We start from the raw sequence: 22,734 nt of genomic DNA on the forward strand, positions 1-22,734 counted from the left end.
TTAAGAATCGGGATTTTCACGTGCCGCGCCTCCTACCCCTCGTCGCCTCCCTGCTGCTCGCCTGCACCCTGCTGCCCGCCCAGGCCGAGGTGAAGGTGCTCACCAGCATCAAACCCCTGCAACTGATCGTCGCCGCCATCCAGGACGGCGCCGGCCAGCCGGCCGTGCTGCTGCCGCCGGGCGCCTCGCCGCACCACTACGCCCTGCGGCCCTCGGACCTGCGCCAGGTGCGCGAGGCCCGGCTGGTCTACTGGATCGGTCCGGGTCTGGAGGCCTTCCTGCCAGCGGTGCTCAAGGAGCGCCAGGGCCCCAGCCTGGCCGTCCAGGAGCTGCCTGGCCTGCACCTGCGCCGCTTCGGCGCAGAGCATGCGGACGCCCATGATGACGATCACGGCCACGAGCACGAGCACGAGCACGAACACGGGCACGGTGACGAACAGGGCGGCGAGCCCGAATACGCCCACGACCACGATCATCGTCCGGGCAGCCTGGATGCCCACCTCTGGCTGAGCCCGGCCAACGCCCGGGTGATCGCCGCCCGCGTGGCCGCCGACCTGAGCCAGGCCGATCCGGCCAATGCCAGTCGCTACGCCAGCAACCTCAAGGCCTTCGACAGCGGACTGGCCGCCAAGGACCAGGCCCTGCGCGCGCAGCTGGCGCCGCTGGCCGGCAAGCCCTATTTCGTCTTCCACGAAGCCTTCGACTACTTCGAGGAAGCCTATGGCCTGGCGCATCGCGGCGTCTTCGCCCTGGGCGCCGACGTCCAGCCTGGTGCGCGCCACGTGGCCGCCATGCGCGACGAACTCAAGGCCGCCGGTCCGACCTGCGTCTTCACCGAGCCGCCGCTGCAGCCAAAGATCGCCACTACTCTCAGCAGCGGCCTGCCGGTGACCCTGGTGGAACTCGATCCCCTCGGCGCCCGCATCCCGGTCAGCGCCGACGGCTATGCCCAGCTGCTGCAGAACGTGGCCGACACTCTGGGCGGCTGCCTGGGCAAGCTGCCCTGAGGCCTCGCCCGGCGGCGGATCGGCAGGCGTCGCCGGCTGTCGCCTTTGGGCCACTTCGCGGCCGTTCAGCTAGCGTTCAGGACGAGTTCAGGCAGCGTTCAGGGCCATTGGCCTAATCTGCAACTGTCAGATCAGCAACGCCGAGGTCGCCCGGATATGTTCACCCTAGCGCAGCTCCCGCTACGGCAGATCGTCCGGACACTTCGACCCGACCTGGCGATGTTCATCCTTGTAACTCCACTGCAGGGTCACCAAGTCAGCTCTGGTCCCCTGTAGCCGTCTCGCGACGGAGCCGTCCCCCAACGGCAGTTTCCGATCCCCATGAAGTGCTCCTTACCTCTCCAACTGGAGAGGTTTTTTTTGCCCGGAACAAAGTCAGTGATCCCAGCCATTCCCTTCCCGCTCTCGCCGCCGGCCGGCTCCAGGCGCCATAATCGGCACCAGGGCGCCGCTGCGCGAAGCACGCGACAGGCGCAGTCGCGGCCAGAGAACGTCTCGTTAGCTGTTCAGGAGTCTGCATGAAGATCCTCGTCGTCGAAGACGAAAACCTGCTGCGCCACCACCTCAAGGTGCGTCTGGGTGAAGCCGGTCATGTCGTCAATGCCGTGGCCGATGCGGAAGAAGCGCTCTACAGCGCCCGCGAATTCCATCACGATCTCGCCATCATCGACCTGGGCCTACCCGGCATGAGCGGTCTCGATCTGATCCGCCAGCTGCGCAACCAGGGCGCTACCCTGCCGATCCTCATCCTCACCGCCCGCGGCAGCTGGCAGGACAAGGTCGAGGGGCTCGGCGCCGGGGCGGACGACTATGTGGTCAAGCCCTTCCAGTTCGAAGAGCTGGAAGCGCGCCTCAATGTGCTGTTGCGCCGTTCGGCGGGTTTCGTCCAGCCGAGCATCCGCGCCGGTTCGCTCAAGCTCGACCTGGGCCGCCAGCAGGCCTTCAACGAAGAGCAGCCGCTGCAGCTGACCGCCTACGAATACCGCCTGCTGGAATACCTGATGCGCAACCACCAGCAGGTGATCACCAAGGAGCGGCTCATGGAGCAGCTCTACGACGATGACGGCGAGCACGACAGCAACGTCATCGAGGTGCTGGTGGGGCGCCTGCGGCGCAAGCTGGAGGCCAGCTGCCAGATGCAACCCATCGAAACGGTCCGGGGCCGCGGCTACCTGTTCACCGAGCGCTGCCAGTGATCCGTTCCTTTCGCGTGCGGCTGCTGCTCAGCGCGGCCCTGCTGGTCAGTGTCTGCCTGGCGCTGATCGTGCCGGCGATCCGCAACGCCTTCGACCGTACCGTGGAAAACTTCGTCGCCGCGCGGCTGGAGGCCAACGCCAACACCCTGATCGGTGCGGCGCGCGCCATCGATGGCCGGCTGGCGATGCCGGAGATGATCGCCGAAGAGGTCTTCGACCGACCCGGCTCGCCGATCCTCGGCTATGTCTACGACCAGAACGGCCGCCTGCTGTGGCGCTCGCGCTCGGCGATCAAGGAGCGGCCCAACTACAAGCCGACCTTCGACGGCGGCGGGGTCAAGCTGGTCAAGGCCACCGACGACCAGGGACAGGGCTTCTTCGTCTTCGATCGCGAGGTGCTGCTGGGCAATCCGCCGGTGGCGGGCTTCAGCGTGGTCACCATGCAGCCGGCCGAGGAATACGAGCGGCTGCGCGCCACCTTCCTGCACCAGGTGATCCTCTGGCTGGTGGGGGTGCTGGGCGCCCTGTTGCTGCTGCTGGCGCTGGTCATGCAGTGGAGCCTGAGACCGCTGCGCCGCCTCAGCCAGCAACTCGATGCGGTGGAGACCGATCAGCGCGAGCTGCTCGACGAAAACAACGTGCCCAGCGAGATCAGCCGGCTGATCCGTTCGCTCAACCGCCTGCTCGACCATGAACGGCTGCAGCGCGAGCGCTATCGCGACACCCTCGGCGATCTCGCCCACAGCCTCAAGACGCCGCTGGCGGTGCTGCAGGGGGTGACCGAGGAATTGCGCCGCCGGCCGCAGCTGGACCAGGAGGTCGGCACCTTGCAGACCCAGATCGAGCGCATGAACCAGCAGGTGATGTACCAGCTGCAGCGGGCCACGCGCCAGGGTGGCGCGGTGCTCAGCCGGCCGCTGGAGCTGGCGCCGCTGCTGGAGTCGCTGTTCAGCACCCTGGACAAGGTCTATGCCGAGAAACGCGTCCAGGCGGAAATGGACCTGCCGCCGAATCTGCGGGTGCAGGCCGAGGAAGCCGCCATGCTGGAGGTGTTCGGCAACCTGCTGGAAAACGCCTATCGGCTCTGCCTGACCCAGGTACGGGTCAGCGCCCGCCGGCACACCGAGCACTGGATCCTCGACATCGAGGACGACGGCCCGGGGATTCCCGCCGAGCGCCGCGAGAGCGTGCTGCGCCGCGGCATGCGCATGGACAGCCGACACCCCGGGCAGGGCATCGGCCTGGCCGTGGTGCAGGACATCCTCGAAGGCTATCGCAGCAGCCTGACCATCGACGAATCGAGTCTGGGCGGCGCCCGCTTCCGCTTCCGCCTGCCAGCGGCCATTTCCCCGGAGCGGCCTTCCTTGGTGCACAATGGCGCCAGGACGTGACCCATGGGTCATGGCTTGCGTCTGCTCCTGATAGTGAAATTCTGTCTGTAAGGACCCCGGCATGAGCCGCGACTGCCGTCACCTCGAATCCCTGTTGCACCACGATATTCCCATCACCAAGGCCCTGGGCCTGGAAGTCCGCGACTGGAGCGAGCAGCGCCTGCAGCTGCATGCCCCGCTGGACGCCAACATCAACCACGCCAGCACCATGTTCGGCGGCAGTCTCTATTGCGTGGCCGTGCTGGCCGGCTGGGGCTGGCTGTACCTGCGCCTGCGCGAAGCCGGCATCGAGGAAGGCCATATCCTCATCCAGGAAGGCCAGATCAGCTATCCGCGGCCCATCACCGCCGATGCCCTGGCCTATGGCGAGCCGCCCGAGGCGCGCGCCTGGGAACGCTTCGAGACCACCTTCCGCCGCCGCGGGCGCGCGCGCATCACCCTGCAGTCGCGCATCGTCACCGAGAGCGGCGAGGATGGGGTGCGCTTTACCGGTCAGTACGTGCTGCACCGCTGAGAGCTTGTCCAAAGTCTGCTGCGCGTCGGCCAAACTGCGTTGAAAAGACCCTGGGTCGCCAGCCCGGTCGGAATGCTCATTTACCGCTCGTAAACTCCGCTTCCTCAGGTCTTTTCGCCTTGTCTGGCTCTAGCTCGCGAGCCTTTGAACAAGCTCTGGCCGGGTAACGCAGCATGCAAAAGGGCGACCCTGGGGTCGCCCTTTTTCATTTCCGTCAGCCGCTCAACCGTGGGAATGCGGCTCGGTCTTGGCCTGCTGGGCGGTATTGGTGTCGGGCAGGTTGTCCGGCGGCACGGCCAGGGCGCGCAGGGCGCCGGACATGATCTCGCTGAAGGTCGGTGCCGAGACCAGACCGCCGAAGTAGCCTTCCTTGGTCGGGCTATCGAGCATCACCGCCAGTACCAGCTTGGGATCGGCCGCCGGCGCCATGCCGACGAACAGCGAGCGATAGGCGTGCTCGGTGTAGCTGCCGGAGCCGGCCTTGCGCGCGGTACCCGACTTGCCGGCCACGTGGTAGCCGGGCACCCGGGCACGGTATACGCCGCCTTCGTCTTCCACCACATGGTTGAGCATGGCGCGCAGGCGCCGGGCAATGGCCGGGTCCATGGCCTGGACGCTCTGCTGCTTCTGGTCCTTGAGCAGGGTCAGGGGGGTGAGCTGGCCATCGTTGGCGATCACCGAGTAGGCCTGGGCCAGTTCGGCGACGTTGACCGCCAGGCTGTAGCCAAAGGACATACTGGCCGTGGCGATCTGCGACCACTTGGTGTGGCCGGGCAGGTAGCCGGCGTTCTCGCCGGGAAAACCCAGGGCCAGCGGATTGCCGAAGCCGACCCGGCTGAGCTGCTCGTAGATGGGCAGTGGGCCGATCTGCAGGGCCACCTTGCTCATGCCGATGTTGGAGGAGTTGAGCAGCACCCCGGTCATGGTCAGCACGCCGCGCCGGGCCACGTCGTGGATGGTATGACCGTCGATGGTCATCCAGCCCGGCGCCACGTCCACGGTGCTGTTCTCGTTGAACTTGCCCGAGGCCAGGGCCACCGACATGCTGAACGGCTTGATCACCGAGCCGGGCTCGAAGGCGTCGGTCAGGGTGCGGTTGCGCATGTTGGGGATCTGCAGGGTGGCGCGGTTGTTGGGGTTGTAGGAGGGGAAGTTGGTCATCGCCAGGATCTGGCCGGTCTTGGGATTGACCAGCACGGCGGACCCGGACTGGGCGCCAAACTTTTCCACCGCGTTCTGCAGCGCGCGATAGGCGATGAATTGCAGGCGCAGGTCGATGGACAGGGCGACGTCCTTGCTCGGTTGCGGCTGGCGCACCACGCGGATGTTCTTGACCACCGAGCCGCGAGGATTGATCAGCACCTCGCGCACTCCGCCGCGGCCGGCCAGCCAGTCTTCGAAGCCCAGTTCCAGGCCCTCCTGACCGTGGCCGTCGATATTGACCATGCCGATCACCTGGGCCACCAGGTCGGAGCTGGGGTAGTAGCGCTTGTACTCCTTGATCTGCCGCACCCCGGGCACGCCGAGGGCCATGATGTTCTCGCCATCGATGGGCGACAGGGCGCGCGCCAGGTAGAGGAAGTGCTTTTCCGGATGGCCGAGGATCAGGTTGCGCAGTTCGGCTTCGGGCTTGTGGATGGCCTGGGCCAGGCGCCCCAACTGGTCGGCGCTGTCCTGCATCTCGGCCGGATTGCACCAGATGGTCACCACCTCGGTGGAAACCGCCAGGGGCGCACCGTTGCGGTCGGTGATCATGCCGCGGGTCACCGGAATGGCGATGTGGCGCACCGAGCGGCGATCGCCCTGGTCACCCAGGAAGGCGGCATCGAACAGCTTGAGGTAGGTGATGCGGCCGGCGACCACGCAGGTCAGCAGGACCAGCACGACGACCACGACATAGAAGCGATAGCGGGGTGCGGCCGTCATGGCGGCTCCTGCGCGAGAAGAGGGCTTGGGCATGGTCACAACTGGTTACAACCGTCAGGGACGCGCATGGTAACTGCTCCAGCCATCGGCCGGAAACCGCTGGGCGGTCGGGGGCGGTACACTGCGCACATGAGCGACATCCCCCTGCACGATCTTTCCACCCCAACCGTGACCTGCGAGAGCTGTCAGGCCTGGTGCTGCCGCCAGGAAGTCCTGCTGTTCGACGACCTCGGCGTGCCCGCCCGCTATATCGAGGAAGACTGGACCGGTACCCGCATGAAGCGCCTCGACGACGGCTGGTGCGCCGCCCTGGATCGCGAAGAGATGAATTGCAGCATCTACGAGGTGCGGCCCTGGGTCTGCCGGATCTTCGACATGGCCGGCCCGGAATGCCTGGAGGAACGGGCGGACATGCAGAGGGCGATGGAGAGCGGCGAGTTCTAAACGCCGCCCTGGCCGTGATCAGGTGTGTAGGGTGGATAACGGCGCCAGCCTTATCCACCTGGTATGGGCGAACGGGCCTGTGGAAAACGCTGCGCGGTTTTCCACGCTACAGGGCTCTAGGCACCCGTAGGTTGGGTTGCGACGGCGCTATCGTCGAAGCCCAACGATGCAGGCCTGCCGGGCACAAGCTGTGGGGCTTCGCCTCGCTCAACCCAACCTGCGACGGAACGCCGTCTAACGCAGCTTCTGCGGCTTGTAGGCGCAGTACCCTGGCCGGGGACCGACCCTGGGGTGGTTGCGGCAGGTTTCCGGGCGCTGGTCGTAGATGGTGCACAGCCGCGTCTTGGGATGCAGATAGACGCAGTCGTTGTTGGACAGCCGCACCAGGGTGAAGAGCCCGGTCTTGGCGTTGAGGCGCTCGACCACGCCGTCCTTCTTGAGTCGCTTGGCGATGTCCTTGAGCGGCTCGCCCTTCTCGAATTCGTCCACCACGCCCATGCGGATCAGATCGGACAGGCGGGCTTCCACCGGCAGGGTGCAGCAGCTGGACACGCAGTCCAGGCACATGGCCTTGTCGTAACGGATCCAGGTTTCGGTGCGATCGAGATCGGCCCCGAGAATGCGCAGTATCTGAGCCATGGCTTACTCGGCGAAGGTGACCTGACCATCGGCCAGGGAGGCGACGCGGGCCAGGGATTCGACGCGATAGCCCTGGGCGTCGAGTTCGGCGCGACCGACCTGGAAGGACTTCTCGATGACGATGCCCAGGCCTGCGACCTGGGCCCCGGCCTGACCGATGATGGAGATCAGCGCCTTGGCCGCCTTACCGTTGGCGAGGAAGTCGTCGATGATCAGCACCCGGTCGTCGGATGACAGATGCATGGTCGAGACGGCTATGGTGCTCTCCGTCTGCTTGGTAAAGGAATAGACGCTGGCCACCAGCAGGTTGTCGGTCAGGGTCAGCGACTGGTGCTTGCGGGCGAAGATCACCGGCACGCCCAGCTCCAGTCCGGTCAGCACCGCCGGGGCGATCCCCGAGGCTTCGATGGTCACGATCTTGGTGATGCCGGCGTCGGCGAAGCGGCGGGCGAACTCCTGACCGATGTCGCGCATTAGCGCCGGATCGATCTGGTGGTTGAGGAAGGCATCGACCTTGAGCACCTGCTCGGAGAGTACTTGGCCTTCGCTGCGAATCTTGGCTTTGAGGCGTTCCACGCGGACGGTCCTTTAACGGCAACGCCCGGGCCTGAGTGCAGGACCGGGTCTGGGAATACGGGAGGGCGGCGATTGTGCCCTATCTTTCAAGAAAGTCGTTAGTTTGCCGACAAATCGTCCTATAGCTATCCGCAACGGGTAGGCGGCGTTTGCCGGTGGCTGGCACAGGAGTGGTCGAACATGGGTGTTTTGTTGTCACCGGGTATTCGCGTGCTGAGCCAGTTCGGCTTCGCCCGCAAGTTCGCCCTGCTGCTGGTGCTGTTCATCCTGCCGCTGACGGTCAGTCTCTGGCTGCTGGGCGCCGATTTCCAGGCCAAGCTGGCCACCGTCAGTGGCGAGCGCAGTGGTGTGCGACTGCTGCAACGGCTCGACGCCGTGGAAGAAGAACTCACCCTCCGGCGCAATCTGACCGCGCGCTGGAAGGCGATCGACACCAGTCGCCAGGAGACGCCGGCCGTGCAGGCCGCCATCGCCGCCCTGGAAAGTCGCAACGACAGCCGGCGCGAGCGGCTCGCGCAGCTCGTACAGCAACTGGAGAGCGAAGGCGCCAGCGCCGATGTGCAGGCGCGCTTCAAGACCCTGCAGCAGGCGCTCGCCGGGCTCGAGGTCAGCGATCTGCGCAGCCTGGGCTGGTGGCCGGACGGCTACGACAGATTCACCGCCGCCCTGGGCGCCGTGCAGGCGCTGCGCGAGGAAATCGCCCTGGACAGCGGCCTCATCCTCGATCCCTGGATGGAAACCTATCTGCTGATGCAGATCGGCACCACCCAGTCGGTCGAACTGTACGAACGCCTCGGCCGCCTGGCCAGCGTCGGTCAGGCCAGTGTGGTCTCCGGCCAGTTCAGCCTGCAGAGCCGCCTGCAGTTGCGCGACCTGCGCGCCCGCGTCGGTGATTCCAGCGAGAGCCTGGCCAAGGTCGCCGTCCTGCTCGGCAACAAGCTGCCCGCCGACATGGCCGGCTGGAAGGATGATTACCAGAAGCTCAGCAGCCAGCTGGACGCCAGTCTCAAGACCCTCGATCAGGGGGTGTTCGGCGGCGAGATCACGCTCAAGCCGGAGCAGTTCTCCGCCACCCTGGACGGGGTCCTGCAGGGGCTGCAGACCTTCCGCCAGCAAACCCTGAAGAACCTGGACCAACGGCTGCAATACTATGGCGCCGATGCCGTGCGCAGCTTTGCCGCCATCGCCGCCGGCTTCGGCCTGCTGCTGGTGGTGACCTGCTACCTGCTGCTGTGCATGCAGGCCGCCATTCGCGGCAGCGCCCGGCGCATCACCAACTTGGCCGAAGGCCTGCGCGACGGCGACCTGACCCGTTCGGCCCAGGTAAGTGGCCAGGACGAACTGGCCGAGATCGGGCGCGCCCTGGACCTGGCCGTGGTGCAGCTGCGCGGCAGTCTGCAGGCGGTCGAGCAGGAGAGTCGCCAGGTTGGCACGGCGTCCGGGGAGCTGGGCCAGCAGGCCGAGGCGGCGCTCGGCGCCGTCGAAGCCCAGCGCCAGCAGATCACCCAGATCGCCACCGCCGCCACCGAACTGGCCGCCACCGCCCAGGGCGTGGCGCAGAGTTGCGAAGAAGCCGCCGGGCGCGCCGAGCAGATGCGCGGCATCGCCGAGGCCAGCCAGAGCGACAGTCGCCAGACCACCGCCAGCATCCAGCGCCTCAACCAGCGCCTGGACGAGACGGCTGCGGCCATGGCCCAGGTCAACACCCAGGCCGGACAGATCCAGCAGGTGGTGGACGTCATCCGCGGCATCGCCGAACAGACCAACCTGCTGGCGCTCAACGCCGCCATCGAGGCGGCCCGGGCGGGTGACCAGGGAAGGGGCTTCGCGGTGGTCGCCGACGAGGTGCGTTCGCTGTCGCAGCGCACCCAGGCCTCCACGGCGCAGATCGCCGGGACTGTCGGCAGCCTGAGCGGCACCGTGGCCCAGGCCGTGTCCCTGATGCAGGAGGCCTGCGGCCAGGCCGCCAGCGATGCCCAGTCGATCACCGGGCTGGGGCGGCGGCTGGAAGAGATCGCCGAATCGGTACAGGGCGTCTCCGACACCCTGGTGCAGATCGCCACCGCCGCCGAACAGCAGGCGGTCACCGCCGATCAGGTCAGTGGCAATATCCAGCAGATCGATGGGGCCGCGGCCGACCTGCTCGGCAATGCGCGCACAGTGCAGAGCACGGCGGTGGGTCTGGAGGCGGGCAGTCGCACCCTGACGGCCAACACCACCCGCTTCCGCCTGGGCTAGCACGCAAAAGGGGCGCCTTGCAGGGCGCCCCTTCTACTCAAAGCTTTCTGATCAGGCCCGGGTATCGAGCAGCCGGCCCAGGGTTTCCTGCGAGGCCTGCATGACCTTGGTACCGGCCAGCGCCTGGTACTTGCCGACATCCAGATTGACCAGCTCGCTGGCCAGATCGGCCTGGCTGTTGGTGGTCGCGCCCAGGGCTTGCTGTTCGTTGCGCGCCGTCTGGGAGGCGAGGGCGGCACCGGCCTTTTCGACCGTGCGGCTACCGTTCTGGTAGGCCTGCACCCCGGCATAGAGCGAATTGCTTGAAGTCACGTTCATGGACAGGGTCCTCGACGGTGATGTCAAAGGGCTATTGAAGCAGCTTTGACGCCAAAGAACCAGCAGTCCCTGTCACCGCCTGTGTCCGGCTATTGCTGGATCGTCGCCCGGTTGCCCTGGCCGCTCTGGCGCAGGTCGAGGCTGTTGCCCGCACCGGCCTGACTGATGGAGGCGTACTGGCTGGCGCCCTGCTGGCTGACGCTGACGCGCGCATCGCTAGCCAGGCCGGCCTGCAGCAGATGGCCGTCGCCCAGTTGCTCGACACCGAGCTCGAAGTTATCGCCCACCCCGACCGCACTGATCTCGTTGTCGTTGCCCTGGGTAGCCAGGGTCAGGCGCGAATCCTCGCCGCCGATCAGGACGCCGGCGCTGTTGCGATTGCCCTGCTGTTGCAGCTCGAGGCGGTTGCCGTTGCCGGTCAGATTCACCTGGACGGCATTGTCGTCGCCGAGTTGCCGCGCGCTGACGCGCTGGGGGCTGGCGTCGAGGCCGTTCTGCTGCACCGCCGCCTGGTTGCGGTTGCCGATCTGGATCAGCTGGACGTCCTGCTGCCGCGCGCCCTGGCGAGCGCCAGCGCGGTTGTCGTCGCCGCGCTGCTCGACCTCCGCCCGGTTGGCGGCGCCGCCCTGCAGCAGCTCGACCTCGTTGCGCGCGCCCAGGCTCAGCACGTCCTGGAGGTGATCCTCGCCCACCTGCCTGAGTCGCGCCGCGCTGTCGCGACCGTCCTGGAACAGATTCAGCCCGTTGCGCGCGCCCTCCTGCTCGATGCGCAGTCGCTGGTCGTCACCGCCCTGGCGCACCAGGGCTTCGTCGAGCAGGCCGCGCTGGACGATCTCCACCGTATTGCGCTGGCCATGGCCCTGGTAGACATAGGCGTGGCTCTGGCTGGCCTCGCGCTGGTCGATGCTGACCTCGCGCGCGCCACCGGCGGCCTGGGTGACATTGGTGAAATTGCCCACGCCGCCCTGCTCGACGCGGGTACGGTCACCCTGGGAGGCGCTCTGGGTGAGATAGGCCTGGCTGGCACGACCGCTCTGGCTGACCTCCAGGGTGCCCTGGCGGGTATCCGGCGCCTGGCTCAGAAAGGCGCCAAGGCGCTCGCCGCGCTGCTCCACGCGGGTCTGGTTGTCCAGCGCCCAGGTGGTGCCGGTCAGGCCGAGCAGGCCCAGGCAGGTCAGGAACTTGAAGGTAGGCACTCGGGCGATCCGGCAGCGGCAGACAGGGCAGTCTGCCGCCGGCCTGGCCCTCCGGCCATCGCCCGAAAGACTGATATCAGCCGGGCAGGCGCAGGTGCGCGGCGACCGCCGCCGGCGTGGCCGCGGCCAGGTGCGGCACAGTGCCCAGGCAGGGCGCCGGCAGGCGCTCGTGCAGGGTGGCCAGGTTGTCGTCCAGGCGCAGGGTGGCCGGCGCTACCAGATTGGCCACCCAGCCGGCCAGGGGCAGGCCATCGGCGAGGATGGCCTCGGCGCTGAGCAGGGCGTGGTTGATGCAGCCCAGGCGCACGCCCACCACCAGCACGACCGGCAGACCCAGCTCGCGGGCCAGATCGGACAGGGACTCCCGGCCGGCCAGGGGCACGCGCCAGCCACCGGCGCCTTCCACCAGGGTGAAGTCGGCCCGTAGCGCCAGGATCCGCCGCACCGGGGCGGCCAGGGCGGCGACGCTGAGGTCGATGCCGGCCTCGCGGGCCGCCAGGTGCGGGGCGATGGCGGGTTCCAGGGCGATGGGATTGATGTCGGCGTAGTCGAGCGGCAGCGAGGTCTCGCCGAGCAGGGCCAGGGCGTCGCCGTTGCGCAGGCCCGCGGCGGTCCGTTCGCACCCGGAGGCCACCGGCTTGACCCCGGCGGTGGCGAGACCCTGCAGCCGGGCCCGGTGCAGCAAGCCGGCGGCGATGGTGGTCTTGCCGATCTCGGTGTCGGTGCCGGTGACGAAGTAGGCGGACATAGGGTTCATTCCTTGCGCAGCAGGACGTGGATCACCTGGTAGGTGGCGGGCAGCCCGGCCGGCTCGCGCAGGCGCTCGTAGGCCTGGGTGAAGGCGGCCAGGCGCTGGCGACCGGTGAGGCCCTGGGGACGTCCCTGGTTGAGGTTGTGGGCGCCGATGGCCTTGAGGTGCTGGGTCAGGGCGCGCAGATCGGGGAAGTGCAGCCGCTCGGGCACGACCTCCAGCGTCAGCCCCTGCAGGCCGCTGGCCTGGGCGGCGGCGGCATAGGCGGTCTGAGGGCGGAAGCGATTGACGTGCACCTGGTCGTCCACCTGGGCCCAGCTCTGGCGCAGTTCGTCGAGGGTGCCGGCGACCAGGCTGCTGAAGGCCAGCACGCCACCCGGGCGCAGGATGCGCCGCGCCTCGGCGAGCACCCTGGGCAGATCCGGGCACCACTGCAGGGCCAGGCTGGAGACGATGAGATCGCAGCTCTCCGCCCGCAGCGGCAGGCGTTCGGCGTCGGCGGTGAGGTAGTGCCGGGCACCGGCGCCCTGGGCGCGGGCATGGCTAAGCATGCCGGGCGCCAGGTCCAGGGCCAGGCCTTCGGCCTGCGGATGACGGCGGGCCAGGGCGCGACTGCAATAGCCGGTGCCACTGCCCAGGTCCAGCCAGCGTTGCGGGTCAAGCCAGACTCGCTCCTCTAGAGCGTGTAGCCGGGCGAAGAGGCCGTCGGCGACCCGGCGTTGCAGCAGGGCGGCGCCGTCGTACTGCGCGGCGGCGCGGGAAAAGGACAGCGCCACCTGGCGCTTGTCGGGCAATACGTCAGCCATCGCGTCCTGCATAGATGAATTCACGGATACGGGTGGCCACCTCGTCCGGGCGTTCCAGGGGCAGGCCATGGCTGGCGTGCTCCAGGACCTCGACCTGGGCATTGGGCAGCTCGTCGCGCAGGGCCTGGGCCGCCGCGGCCGGCACCAGGGCGTCGTGGGCGCCGAACAGGTGCAGCTGGGGACCGCTGAAGGCCTGCAGGGCGGCGCGGGTGTCCAGGCGTGCCAGCAACTCCAGGCCGGCGATGACCACCTCGGGCTCGATCTCCGGCAGGGTCACCTGCAACTGGCGGGCGAGGGTGCGGCTGTCGCGGGCGCCCTGGGCCACCAGCAGGGTGAAGCGCCTGAGGGTCTGCTCGGCGTCCAGCGAGCAGGCCTCGAAGAAGTCGGTGAAGACGCTGCGCGCCATGGCGGTCTGCCAGCCGGCGCGGGCGACGAAGCAGGGATTGCTGGCCAGGGTGATGAGACCGTGCACGCCCTGGGGGCGGCGCAGGGTGAATTCGCTGGCGAGCATGCCGCCCAGCGACCAGCCGGCCAGCCAGCCGCCTTCGGCGATGCGGGCTTCCAGGTCGGTGAACCAGTCCTGGGTGTCGGCCAGGGCCGGCAGCGGCTCGATCAGCACGTCGAGAAAGGGTGCCTGCTCGACGAGTTCGTCACGCAGGGGCTCCAGCGGAGCACTGCCCAGGCCCCAGCCGGGCAGCAAGATCAGGGTATCGCGCATTGGTCGGTCACTTATCCGCGTCAGGCGGTAATTCGGCCATGGCCTGGGCCAGAGCGTCGAGCAAGAGGTCCACGTGCGCTTCGCGATGGGCCGCCGTCAGGGTCACCCGCAGGCGGGCACTGCCGGCCGGTACGGTGGGCGGTCGGATGGCGGTGACCAGGATCCCGCGTCGGCGCAGGGCGGCGGAGAGTGCGAGGGCGCGCGCGCTGTCGCCGACCAGGATCGGCTGGATCGGCGTGGCGCTGAGCATAAGGTCCAGGCCGAGGGCCGTCGCGCCCCTGCGGAATCTCTGGATCAAAGTGTGCAGAAGCTCACGGCGCCAGCCCTCCTCACGGACGAGCTGCAGGGCGGCGAGGGTGGCGCAGGCCACCGCCGGCGGCTGGCTGGTGGTGTAGATATAGGGGCGGGCGAACTGGATCAGCGTCTCGATCAGTTCCTCGCTGCCGGCGACAAAGGCCCCGGCGGTGCCGCAGGCCTTGCCCAGGGTGCCGACCAGCACCGGGACCTGGCCCTGATCCAGGCCGAAGTGCTCGACGATGCCGCCGCCGCTGGCGCCCAGGGTGCCGATGCCGTGGGCATCGTCCACCAGGGTCCAGGCGCCGTGGCGCTGGGCGACCTCGCAGAGCTCGGGCAGGGCGGCCAGATCGCCGTCCATGCTGAAGACGCCGTCGGTGACCACCAGGGTGTCGCCCTCGGCCTTGGCCAGGCGCGTGGCCAGGCTGGCCGGGTCGTTGTGCAGATAGCGGCCGAAGCGCGCGCCGCTGAGCAGGCCGGCGTCGAGCAGGGAGGCATGGTTGAGGCGGTCTTCCAGCACGGTGTCGCCACGCCCGACCAGGGCGGTGACCGCCGCCAGGTTGGCCATGTAGCCGGTGGAGAACAGCAGGGCGCGTGGCCGCCCGGTGAGGTCGGCCAGGGCTTCTTCGACCTGGTGATGCGGACCGCTGTGGCCGATCACCAGGTGCGAGGCGCCGCCGCCCACGCCCCAGCGCTCGGCGCCCGCGCGCAGGGCGGCGATCACCTGGGGATGATTGGCCAGGCCCAGGTAGTCGTTGCTGCAGAAGGCCAGCAGGGACTCGCCATCCACCACCACCTCGGGGCCCTGGGGCGCTTCCAGCAAAGGGCGGCGCCGATAGAGGTGCTCGGCGTGACGCTGGGCCAGGCGGGCGGCGAGGTCGAAGGCCATGGGGAGTCTCGGTAGCGTTGGAAGGCCCCTCACCCCAGCCCTCTCGCGAGGGGAGAGGGGTTGGTCTGGAGCGCGGCTTGGGCGGTGGTTTACCCTCACCCCGGCCCTCTCCCGGGGGGAGAGGGGGACGACAGGGGTCAGGCGGTGGCGGCGTCGTAGAAGAGTTCGCCGTTGCGCTGTTCCACCAGGGCCTGCTCGATGGCGGCTTGGTGCACCTCGTCGGCGTGCTCTTCGCGGGCTTCGGGCTGGATGCCGAGGCGGGCGAACAGCTGCATGTCCTTGTCGGCCTGGGGGTTGCCGGTGGTCAGCAGCTTCTCGCCGTAGAAGATGGAGTTGGCACCGGCCAGGAAGGCCAGGGACTGCATCTGCTCGTTCATCTGCTCGCGACCGGCGGACAGGCGCACATGGGACTTGGGCATGAGGATCCGTGCCACCGCCAGGGTGCGGATGAAGTCGAAGGGATCGACGTCCTTCTCTTCGGCCAGCGGGGTGCCCTGGACCTTGACCAGCATGTTGATCGGCACCGACTCGGGGTGCTCGGGCAGGTTGGCCAGCTGGATCAGCAGGCCGGCGCGGTCGTCCACCGACTCGCCCATGCCGAGGATGCCGCCGGAGCAGATCTTCATCCCGGCTTCACGGACGTAGGCCAGGGTCTGCAGGCGCTCGCCGTAGGTGCGGGTGGTGATGATGTTGCCGTAGAACTCCGGCGAGGTGTCCAGGTTGTGGTTGTAGTAGTCCAGTCCGGCGTCGGCCAGGGCGCGGGTCTGCTCCTGGTCCAGGCGGCCTAGGGTCATGCAGGTCTCCAGGCCCAGGGCCTTGACGCCCTGCACCATCTGCAGCACGTAGGGCATGTCCTTGGCGGAGGGATGCTTCCAGGCGGCGCCCATGCAGAAACGGGTGGAGCCGATGGCCTTGGCCTCGGCGGCCGCCTCCAGCACCTTCTGCACCTCCATCAGCTTTTCCTTTTCCAGGCCGGTGTTGTAGTGGCCGGACTGGGGGCAGTACTTGCAGTCTTCCGGGCAGGCGCCGGTCTTGATCGACAGCAGGGTGGAGACCTGCACGCGATTGGGATCGAAGTGCTGGCGGTGCACGCCCTGGGCTTGGAACAGCAGGTCGTTGAAGGGCTGCTGGAACAGGGCGCGGACTTCGGCGAGAGTCCAGTCGTGACGCAGGGCGGTAGCGCTCATGGGAGATCCTCGATGCATAGGACGGCCGGGTGCCGGAGCGGGGCCGATAGATGCGGTCGACCTTAGCCGAAGTCCTGGTCGACTACTGCTCATAAAATGAGCAATTGCCGGATTTTTCGCAGGGAGATTGATGGGGTGTGGTTTGGGACACGGTGGCGCGTGGATCGGGTCCGTTGAGCTTCACCGGGTTCGGTACGGGGTAAGTCGTAGGACTAAGGCCAATCGCGGCCAAGGGCCGCTCCTACAAAGGCACCACTCCCTGTAGGAGCGGTCGCTACGGCGCACCGGCATGGGCGCGATAAAGACGGTTGCTCCTACAGCAGCCGGATATTCCGTAGGAGCGGCCGCAGCGGCGGACCGTCATGGCCGCGATAGCCCCAACCTGAGCGACCTGGTTGGCTTCGCTATGCTCAGCCCAACCTACGTCAGAGCATCCGCTCCAGCCCCACGGCCTTGACCACCCAGGCGTTGAAACGGCGCCAGGCGCTGCCCGGTTCGTGGTGCAGCACCCGCGGCTGGCCGTCGCGTTCGCTGACCCACTCCAGGCGCACCTGCCCGCGATCCTCGACGCGCTTGACGGCGTAGGAGACGCTCGGGTCCATGCCCTGCAGCATCAGCTGGCGCAGGCGACCGGTGAGGGCCGGGCTGTCCACCAGGACGCCGACCTCGGTGTTCCACAGCACCGAGCGCGGATCGAAGTTGAAGGAGCCGATAAAGGCCCAGCGCCCGTCGATGGCCATGGCCTTGCTGTGCAGGCTGGATTCGGATTCGCCGAAGCTGTAGGGCAGCGCGGATCGCTTCTGGTCCGGGCGGGCGCGCAGCTCATGGAGCCTGACGCCCTGGGCCAGCAGCGCCGCGCGATAGGGCGCGTAGCCGGCGTGCACGGCGGGCACGTCGGTGGCTTCCAGGGCATTGGTCAGCACCCGCACATCGACGCCGCGGGCGGCCAGGCCGCCCAGGTAGGCGACCCCCTGATTCATCGGCACGAAGTAGGAGGAGACCAGCAGCAGCTGGTGCTGAGCGCCGTCCAGGGTTGGTTGCAGCTGACGGGTCAGCAGCAGTTGCCAGTCCGGTTCGTCCTCGGCCAGCACCTTGCGCGGCGCATCCCAGAACGCCTGGGCGTGGGCCCAGGTCAGCTCCTGCAGCCAGCCGTCGAGCTGGGGCGCGGTGGCGTAGCGACGCAGGCGGTTGTACAGCGCCAGGTCGCGGGTGCGTTCGCTGTCGAGGTAGTGATGCAGCCGCGCGCGCAGCCGCACCAGGGCGGTGGGCGAGGGCGCGAACCAGCGCAGTCGTCGGGCCGGCTGGCTTAGCGGACTGTTCCAGTACTGGTCGAAGCTGGTGCCCAGCTGGCGCGCCACCGGACCGGCGGCGAGCAGGTCGAGATCGGTGAAATTCATCTCCGGGCGGGCATCGAAGTATTCGTCGCCCAGGTTGCGTCCGCCGACGATGGCCACGCTGTCGTCGGCCAGCCACAGCTTGTTGTGCATGCGGCGGTGCTGGTGGTTGAGATCCACCAGCCGGCCCAGGGCCCGGGTCGGACCGGTGCTGCGGCCCAGGTGCAGCGGATTGAAGACGCGGATCTGCACATTGGGATGGGCCGCCAGCACGGCGATCTGGTAGTCGTTGCCGTCGCTGCTGGTGTCGTCGATGAGGAAGCGGATGCGCACGCCACGATCCGCCGCCTTGAGCAATTCGTTGACCAGCAGCCGCGTGGTCAGGCCGTCGTGGACGATGTAGTACTGGATGTCCAGGCTGCGCTGGGCCTTGCGGATCAGCTCGGCGCGGGCGGTAAAGGCGTCGGTGCTGGTTTCCAGCAGGCGCAGCCCCGACAGACCCGGATGGGCGGCGCCGGCGGCGCGGACCTGGCTGTCCAGGGCGGTGCCGGCGACCGGCAGCACCTGGGAGGCGTGGCGCGGAATCGGCGTGGCGCAGCCGGCCAGCAGCGCCAGCAGCAGGGGAGCGACCAGGCGGATCACAGGCTGTCCTTGAGGCGATACCAGAGCATGCCCAGGGCCAGCAGCGGCGACCTCAGGTGGCGACCGCCGGGAAAGCGCGCATGGGGCACCTGGGCGAAGAGGTCGAAACCGGCTGACTGGGCCAGGATGGCCTCGGCCAGCAGGTGACCGGCCAGGTGGGTGGCGTTGACCCCATGACCGGCATAGGCCTGGGCATGGAAGACGTTGGGGTGTTCGCGCAACCGGCCGATCTGCGGCAGGCGATTGGCGCCGATGCCGATCATGCCGCCCCAGGCGTAATTGATCCGCACCTCGGCCAGCTCGGGAAAGACCTCCAGCATCTTCGGTCTCATGTAGCCGGCGATGTCCCGGGGATCGCGCCCGGAATAGTGGCAGGCGCCACCGAACAGCAGGCGGCGGTCGGCGGAGAGGCGGAAGTAGTCCACTGCCACGTTCTGGTCGCAGACCGCGCGATTGCCCGGCAGCAGCCGCGCGGCACGTTCGGCGGACAGCGGTTCGGTGGCGATCACATAGCTGCCGGCGGGCAATATCTGCGCGGACAGCTCGGGTTGCAGGTCTTCGAGATAGGCGTTGCAGCAGAGCACCAGGGTGTCGGCGCTCACCCGGCCGCGGGCGGTGTGGACGCGCACCTTGGGGCCGTATTCCAGGCGGGTGACCTGGCTGTCTTCGTGCAGTCGTACGCCCAGCGCCTGGGCCGCGGCGGCTTCGCCAAGGGCCAGGTTGAGCGGATGCAGGTGGCCGGAGCCCTCGTCGATCAGAGCACCCTGGTAGCGCTCGGAACCCACCACCTCGGCCAGCCGGGCCTTGGGCACCAGCCGCAGCGGATGGGGGTAACCCAGCGCCTGCAGCGCGGCGTGCTCTTCCTGCAGGTGCCGCCAGTGGCGCGGCTTGTTGGCCAGGTCGGCGAAGCCCCAGGTGAGACTGCAGTCGATGCCGTGGCGGGCGATGCGCTGGCGCACCAGATCCACCGCCTCGAAGCCCAGCCGCTTGAGCTCGCGTACCCCCTCGGCGCCAACGACCGGTTCGAATTGCTCGACGTCATGGCCGACGCCGCGGATCAGCTGGCCGCCGTTGCGGCCGCTGGCGCCCCAGCCGATGCGGCGGGCTTCCAGCAGCACCACCCGGGCGCCACGCTCGGCCAGTTCCAGGGCGGTGTTGAGTCCGGAAAAGCCACCGCCGACCACGCAGACATCCGCCTGGACCTCGCCCTCCAGGGGCGGGAAAGCCAGTTCCAGGTTGGCGGTGGCGGCGTAATAGGAGGGCGCGTGGGGCTGCATAGGCGGCGTCTGATTTTGCGGGTGAAAGGGACAAGAGCCTGTTCAACGTCTTGCGAGCTGGAGCCAGGCAAGGAGAACAGACTCGAGGAAGCGGATCGGACTCGCGCTCGAGTTTACACAGAGTAAATGAGCATTCCGAAAGTCTGTTCGACGCGGTTTGGCCGACGCGCAGCTGACTTTGAATAGGTTCTAAGCCGTCGGCCGGTGGGCGACCAGGGTAAAGCTCATCGGCAACTGGGCGGTCTGGCCGATGTAGCCGTCATAATCGGCCTCGCGATTGGAGTGCGGATGCTCTTCCAGCCGTTGCAGCCTCAGGCCGGCGTCCAGGCAGGCGGTGACGATGGCGCCCAGGGTGTGGATGTGCCAGTAGCTCGGCGCGCCCTGGCCATGATCCAGGCCGTCGTAGGTGATGAGGTCCCCGCTGACCAGCGGCTCGCGGCGGAAGTAGCTGTAGCGCGGCACCAGTGGCTGTTCCGCATGGGGCTCGAAGACTTCCAGGAAGGGATGGGTCTCGTAGATCACCAGGCGTCCGCCCGGTGCCAGCAGGCCCTGCACCGCGGCGAAGAAGGCCGGCAGGTCCGGCATCCAGCCCAGCACGCCGATGGTGATCAGCACCAGGTCGTGCTGACCGAGCCCGGCGGGCAGGGCATAGATGTCGGCCGCCACCAACCGCGGCGCCAGATCCGCGGCTGCGGCCAGTTGTTCGCCCTGGGCGAGAAAGGCCGGCGACAGATCGATGCCCAGGGCGGGCCGGGCGCCAAAGGCCGCCAGGGAGAGCAGTTCGCGGGCGTTGTTGCAGCCGACCTGGACGCAACTCAGGCCGCGGATGTCCAGCTCGGTGAGAGTGCGGGTCAGGCAGTCATCCAGGACCGAGAAGCTGGGTTGGCGGGCCTGCTCCAGCAGCGTCTCCCAGTCCTCACCCTGGGCATGGAGCGGCGCCGAAAGCTCCCAGGCCTGGCGATTGGCGGCGGTGATGAGTTGGCGTTCGGGCAGGTCCATGGCAAGCCTCCTTGGCATTCGGACAAAAGCCCTAGCCTAGTTGCCAATCCCGCGGCTGGCCAGATAGCCGTTAGTCCGGCACCGGCAGGCTCAGGGTCTCCTTGATCTCTTCCATCACGATGTAGCTCTTGGATTCGCGCACATGGGGCAGCTTGAGCAGGATGTCACCCAGCAGCTTGCGATAGGAGGCCATCTCGGAGATGCGCGCCTTGACCAGGTAGTCGAATTCGCCCGAGACCAGGTGGCATTCCAGCACCTGGGGCAGCTTGAGCACGGCGCGGCGGAATTCCTCGAAGGTGTCGCCGGACTTGTAGTCCAGGCTCAGCTCGACGAACACCAGCAGCCCGGCCTTGAGGTGCTGCGGATTGAGGCGGGCGTTGTAGCCCTGGATGATGCCTTCGCGCTCCAGTCGGCGGACGCGCTCGGTGCAGGGCGTGGTGGACAGCCCCACCCGTTCGCCCAGCTCGGTGAAGGAGATGCGGCCATCGTCCTGGAGGATGCGCAGGATGTTGCGGTCGATCTTGTCCAGCTCGCGTCTGGCCTGGTGATGGGTACGCATCGCGGGGGTCTCTGCCAAAGGGGTCTTTACCGGAAAATTACTCCGAATATAGGCAATTCTTCAGTGATTAGCACTGCGAGCGGCTTTCTATACTTGCCGTATCTGCCTTCATTCCGACGAAAGCCGGCGAAATCCTCTCACCGGCCAGGAGCTAGCGATGCGTGTACTGGTTTTGGGGAGTGGCGTCATCGGTACGACCAGCGCCTACTATCTGGCCCGTCAGGGTTTCGAGGTGGTCGTGGTCGATCGCCAGGCCGGTCCCGCCCTGGAGACCAGCCATGCCAACGCCGGTCAGGTCTCGCCTGGCTATGCCTCGCCCTGGGCCGCGCCCGGCGTGCCGCTCAAGGCCCTGAAGTGGCTGTTCCAGAAGCATGCGCCCCTGGCCATTCGCCTGACCGGTGACAGCAACCAGTACCTGTGGATGGCGCAGATGCTGCGCAACTGCACCGCGGCCCGCTATGCGGTCAACAAGGAGCGCATGGTGCGGCTGTCCGAATACAGCCGCGACTGCCTCGACGAGCTGCGCCAGGACACCGGCATCGCCTACGAAGGCCGCCAGCTGGGCACCACCCAGATCTTCCGCACCCAACAGCAGGTGGAGGCCGCGGCCAAGGACATCGCCGTCCTGGAACGTTCCGGCGTGCCTTTCGAATTGCTCGACCGCGACGGCGTGGCCCGGGTCGAACCGGCGCTGGCGGCGGTCAAGCACAAGCTGGCCGGCGGCCTGCGCCTGCCCAACGACCAGACCGGCGACTGCTTCCTGTTCACCAATCGCCTGGCCGAGGAAGCCCGCCGCCTGGGCGTGGAATTCCGCTTCGGCGCGGAGATCCAGCAACTCAGCGCCAATGGTGACCGTATCGACGGCGTCAAGGTCGATGGCGAACTGCTCACCGCCGATCACTATGTCCTGGCCCTGGGCAGCTATTCGCCGCAACTGCTGGCGCCCCTGGGCATCCGCGCGCCGGTCTATCCGCTCAAGGGCTATTCGCTGACGGTGCCCATCGTCGATGCCGCCATGGCGCCGACCTCGACCATCCTCGACGAGACCTACAAGGTCGCCATCACCCGCTTCGACGATCGCATCCGCGTCGGCGGCATGGCCGAGATCTGCGGCTTCGACCTGAACCTGGATCCGCGCCGCCGCGCGACCCTGGAAATGATCACCGGTGACCTCTATCCTCGCGGTGGCGACCTCGCCCGGGCCAGCTTCTGGACCGGTCTGCGACCCGCCACCCCGGACGGGACCCCCATCGTCGGCGCCACCCGCTATCGCAACCTGTTCCTCAACACCGGGCACGGGACGCTGGGTTGGACCATGGCCTGCGGCTCCGGTCGCCTGCTGGCCGATCTGATCGCCCGCAAGCAGCCGCAGATCAGCGCCGAGGGTCTCGACATCTCCCGTTATCATGCTACCCAGGAGTCCCCGCGCAATGCCCGTACAGCGTCTGCACACTGATCGCCGCCTGAGCGAAATCAATATCCACAACGGCACGGTCTACCTGGCCGGCCAACTGGCCGACGACTTTTCCGGCGACATCTATCAGCAGACCCGCGAGACCCTGGCCAACGTCGACAAATTTCTTGCCGAGGCTGGCAGCGACAAGGAACACATCCTGGTGGTGACCATCTTCCTGCGCGACATCGCCCTGCACTTCGAAGGCATGAATCGCGCCTGGGACGAATGGGCTGCCCAGGGCGCCACCCCGGGTCGCACCACCGTTGAAGCCAAGCTGGCCAAGCCGGACATCCTGGTGGAAATGAACGTCATCGCTGCCGTCAAGGCGTAAGACCGCTGTTCCCCCTCTCCCCTGGGAGAGGGCCGGGGTGAGGGCG

The 22,734-nt window shown here is 67.8% G+C and carries 22 protein-coding genes; 8 read left to right on the top strand and 14 right to left on the bottom strand.

The features are described 5' to 3' along the window. Nucleotides 1-20 precede the first annotated feature (20 nt). The 4 genes from znuA to CFE50_RS07630 all read left to right on the top strand — a co-directional run bounded on the left by znuA (nt 21) and on the right by CFE50_RS07630 (nt 4,108). A complete protein-coding gene (gene znuA, locus CFE50_RS07615; protein ID WP_286732354.1) occupies nt 21-1,007 on the top strand; it encodes a zinc ABC transporter substrate-binding protein ZnuA in 987 nt (328 codons plus the stop codon). Nucleotides 1,008-1,525: 518 nt separating this feature from the next. Next, nucleotides 1,526-2,203, top strand: a complete 678-nt coding sequence (locus tag CFE50_RS07620) for a response regulator transcription factor (RefSeq protein WP_007159882.1) — start codon at nt 1,526-1,528, stop codon at nt 2,201-2,203. After that, nucleotides 2,200-3,594, top strand: a complete 1,395-nt coding sequence (locus CFE50_RS07625; protein ID WP_028700289.1) for an ATP-binding protein — start codon at nt 2,200-2,202, stop codon at nt 3,592-3,594. The genes CFE50_RS07620 and CFE50_RS07625 overlap by 4 nt, the downstream gene beginning before the upstream one ends. Before the next feature lie 61 nt (nt 3,595-3,655). Continuing rightward, entirely contained in the window at nt 3,656-4,108 is a 453-nt protein-coding gene (locus tag CFE50_RS07630) for a thioesterase domain-containing protein (RefSeq protein ID WP_017642321.1), read from the top strand. 222 nt (nt 4,109-4,330) lie between these two features. Here the strand turns inward: CFE50_RS07630 and CFE50_RS07635 are convergent, their stop codons facing one another. After that, nucleotides 4,331-6,034 (bottom strand): peptidoglycan D,D-transpeptidase FtsI family protein, encoded by a 1,704-nt coding sequence (locus CFE50_RS07635; protein WP_286732360.1) that lies wholly within the window; start codon nt 6,032-6,034, stop codon nt 4,331-4,333. A gap of 129 nt (nt 6,035-6,163) precedes the next feature. Between CFE50_RS07635 and CFE50_RS07640 the strand changes: the two genes are divergently transcribed. After that, a complete protein-coding gene (locus CFE50_RS07640; RefSeq protein WP_286732363.1) occupies nt 6,164-6,478 on the top strand; it encodes a YkgJ family cysteine cluster protein in 315 nt (104 codons plus the stop codon). Nucleotides 6,479-6,712: 234 nt separating this feature from the next. On the opposite strand, the gene CFE50_RS07645 is transcribed toward CFE50_RS07640, so the two are convergent. Both CFE50_RS07645 and CFE50_RS07650 read right to left on the bottom strand, forming a co-directional pair. Continuing rightward, complete coding sequence (locus tag CFE50_RS07645; protein WP_027600650.1) at nt 6,713-7,117, bottom strand: YkgJ family cysteine cluster protein; 405 nt, start codon at nt 7,115-7,117, stop codon at nt 6,713-6,715. A 3-nt stretch (nt 7,118-7,120) separates the two neighbouring features. Further along, nucleotides 7,121-7,693, bottom strand: coding sequence for a xanthine phosphoribosyltransferase (locus tag CFE50_RS07650; protein ID WP_027597415.1), 573 nt, complete (start codon nt 7,691-7,693; stop codon nt 7,121-7,123). Between the two features lie 1,593 nt (nt 7,694-9,286). Here CFE50_RS07650 and CFE50_RS22770 point away from each other — a divergent pair. Then, a complete protein-coding gene (locus tag CFE50_RS22770; protein ID WP_502694688.1) occupies nt 9,287-9,931 on the top strand; it encodes a methyl-accepting chemotaxis protein in 645 nt (214 codons plus the stop codon). A gap of 51 nt (nt 9,932-9,982) precedes the next feature. Here CFE50_RS22770 and CFE50_RS07660 read toward each other — a convergent pair whose 3' ends face one another. From CFE50_RS07660 to CFE50_RS07710, 11 genes are all read right to left on the bottom strand, one after another. Beyond that, on the bottom strand, nt 9,983-10,249 hold the full coding sequence (locus tag CFE50_RS07660) for a hypothetical protein (protein WP_058791715.1): 267 nt from the start codon (nt 10,247-10,249) through the stop codon (nt 9,983-9,985). Between the two features lie 89 nt (nt 10,250-10,338). Then, a complete protein-coding gene (locus CFE50_RS07665) occupies nt 10,339-11,445 on the bottom strand; it encodes a hypothetical protein (protein WP_286732368.1) in 1,107 nt (368 codons plus the stop codon). Between the two features lie 76 nt (nt 11,446-11,521). Beyond that, nucleotides 11,522-12,193: a dethiobiotin synthase gene (gene bioD / locus CFE50_RS07670; RefSeq protein ID WP_286732369.1), complete on the bottom strand. Its 672-nt coding sequence runs from the start codon at nt 12,191-12,193 to the stop codon at nt 11,522-11,524. A gap of 5 nt (nt 12,194-12,198) precedes the next feature. Further along, nucleotides 12,199-13,014 (bottom strand): malonyl-ACP O-methyltransferase BioC, encoded by an 816-nt coding sequence (gene bioC / locus CFE50_RS07675; protein WP_286732371.1) that lies wholly within the window; start codon nt 13,012-13,014, stop codon nt 12,199-12,201. Continuing rightward, nucleotides 12,995-13,720 carry an alpha/beta fold hydrolase gene (locus CFE50_RS07680; RefSeq protein WP_042134626.1) on the bottom strand — a complete coding sequence of 242 codons (726 nt, stop codon included), beginning with the start codon at nt 13,718-13,720 and terminating at the stop codon, nt 12,995-12,997. The genes bioC and CFE50_RS07680 overlap by 20 nt, the downstream gene beginning before the upstream one ends. A gap of 7 nt (nt 13,721-13,727) precedes the next feature. Continuing rightward, complete coding sequence (gene bioF / locus CFE50_RS07685) at nt 13,728-14,903, bottom strand: 8-amino-7-oxononanoate synthase (protein WP_027597422.1); 1,176 nt, start codon at nt 14,901-14,903, stop codon at nt 13,728-13,730. Between the two features lie 137 nt (nt 14,904-15,040). After that, nucleotides 15,041-16,090, bottom strand: a complete 1,050-nt coding sequence (gene bioB, locus CFE50_RS07690; RefSeq protein ID WP_027600655.1) for a biotin synthase BioB — start codon at nt 16,088-16,090, stop codon at nt 15,041-15,043. Between the two features lie 425 nt (nt 16,091-16,515). Beyond that, on the bottom strand, nt 16,516-18,066 hold the full coding sequence (locus tag CFE50_RS07695; RefSeq protein WP_286732374.1) for a phospholipase D family protein: 1,551 nt from the start codon (nt 18,064-18,066) through the stop codon (nt 16,516-16,518). Further along, nucleotides 18,063-19,343, bottom strand: a complete 1,281-nt coding sequence (locus CFE50_RS07700; protein ID WP_286732375.1) for an NAD(P)/FAD-dependent oxidoreductase — start codon at nt 19,341-19,343, stop codon at nt 18,063-18,065. The genes CFE50_RS07695 and CFE50_RS07700 overlap by 4 nt, the downstream gene beginning before the upstream one ends. Nucleotides 19,344-19,532: 189 nt before the next feature. Next, complete coding sequence (locus CFE50_RS07705) at nt 19,533-20,342, bottom strand: class I SAM-dependent methyltransferase (RefSeq protein ID WP_286732376.1); 810 nt, start codon at nt 20,340-20,342, stop codon at nt 19,533-19,535. Between the two features lie 70 nt (nt 20,343-20,412). Beyond that, the gene (locus tag CFE50_RS07710) at nt 20,413-20,901 is read right to left on the bottom strand and encodes an Lrp/AsnC ligand binding domain-containing protein (RefSeq protein ID WP_007159864.1); all 489 of its coding nucleotides are present in this window, start codon (nt 20,899-20,901) and stop codon (nt 20,413-20,415) included. 157 nt (nt 20,902-21,058) lie between these two features. On the opposite strand from CFE50_RS07710, the gene dadA reads away from it, so the two are divergent. Together dadA and CFE50_RS07720 are read left to right on the top strand one after the other, a co-directional pair. Beyond that, entirely contained in the window at nt 21,059-22,357 is a 1,299-nt protein-coding gene (gene dadA / locus CFE50_RS07715; protein WP_286732379.1) for a D-amino acid dehydrogenase, read from the top strand. Then, nucleotides 22,332-22,688: a RidA family protein gene (locus CFE50_RS07720; protein WP_059313211.1), complete on the top strand. Its 357-nt coding sequence runs from the start codon at nt 22,332-22,334 to the stop codon at nt 22,686-22,688. Before dadA ends, CFE50_RS07720 begins: the two co-directional genes overlap by 26 nt. Nucleotides 22,689-22,734 lie beyond the last annotated feature (46 nt).

Source organism: Pseudomonas sp. PGPPP4, from assembly GCF_002256045.1.
Taxonomy (GTDB): domain Bacteria; phylum Pseudomonadota; class Gammaproteobacteria; order Pseudomonadales; family Pseudomonadaceae; genus Chryseomonas; species Chryseomonas oryzihabitans.

Excerpts from the sequence above, each read along its gene's own strand:
- CFE50_RS07620 (WP_007159882.1), top strand. The coding sequence starts at position 1,526 with ATGAAGATCCTCGTCGTCGAAGACGAAAACCTGCTGCGCCACCACCTC.
- CFE50_RS07630 (WP_017642321.1), top strand. The coding sequence starts at position 3,656 with ATGAGCCGCGACTGCCGTCACCTCGAATCCCTGTTGCACCACGATATT.
- CFE50_RS07635 (WP_286732360.1), bottom strand. The coding sequence starts at position 6,034 with ATGACGGCCGCACCCCGCTATCGCTTCTATGTCGTGGTCGTCGTGCTG.
- CFE50_RS07640 (WP_286732363.1), top strand. The coding sequence starts at position 6,164 with ATGAGCGACATCCCCCTGCACGATCTTTCCACCCCAACCGTGACCTGC.
- CFE50_RS07645 (WP_027600650.1), bottom strand. The coding sequence starts at position 7,117 with ATGGCTCAGATACTGCGCATTCTCGGGGCCGATCTCGATCGCACCGAA.
- CFE50_RS22770 (WP_502694688.1), top strand. The coding sequence starts at position 9,287 with ATGCGCGGCATCGCCGAGGCCAGCCAGAGCGACAGTCGCCAGACCACC.
- CFE50_RS07660 (WP_058791715.1), bottom strand. The coding sequence starts at position 10,249 with ATGAACGTGACTTCAAGCAATTCGCTCTATGCCGGGGTGCAGGCCTAC.
- bioD (WP_286732369.1), bottom strand. The coding sequence starts at position 12,193 with ATGTCCGCCTACTTCGTCACCGGCACCGACACCGAGATCGGCAAGACC.
- bioC (WP_286732371.1), bottom strand. The coding sequence starts at position 13,014 with ATGCAGGACGCGATGGCTGACGTATTGCCCGACAAGCGCCAGGTGGCG.
- CFE50_RS07680 (WP_042134626.1), bottom strand. The coding sequence starts at position 13,720 with ATGCGCGATACCCTGATCTTGCTGCCCGGCTGGGGCCTGGGCAGTGCT.
- bioF (WP_027597422.1), bottom strand. The coding sequence starts at position 14,903 with ATGGCCTTCGACCTCGCCGCCCGCCTGGCCCAGCGTCACGCCGAGCAC.
- bioB (WP_027600655.1), bottom strand. The coding sequence starts at position 16,090 with ATGAGCGCTACCGCCCTGCGTCACGACTGGACTCTCGCCGAAGTCCGC.
- CFE50_RS07700 (WP_286732375.1), bottom strand. The coding sequence starts at position 19,343 with ATGCAGCCCCACGCGCCCTCCTATTACGCCGCCACCGCCAACCTGGAA.
- CFE50_RS07705 (WP_286732376.1), bottom strand. The coding sequence starts at position 20,342 with ATGGACCTGCCCGAACGCCAACTCATCACCGCCGCCAATCGCCAGGCC.
- CFE50_RS07710 (WP_007159864.1), bottom strand. The coding sequence starts at position 20,901 with ATGCGTACCCATCACCAGGCCAGACGCGAGCTGGACAAGATCGACCGC.
- dadA (WP_286732379.1), top strand. The coding sequence starts at position 21,059 with ATGCGTGTACTGGTTTTGGGGAGTGGCGTCATCGGTACGACCAGCGCC.
- CFE50_RS07720 (WP_059313211.1), top strand. The coding sequence starts at position 22,332 with ATGCCCGTACAGCGTCTGCACACTGATCGCCGCCTGAGCGAAATCAAT.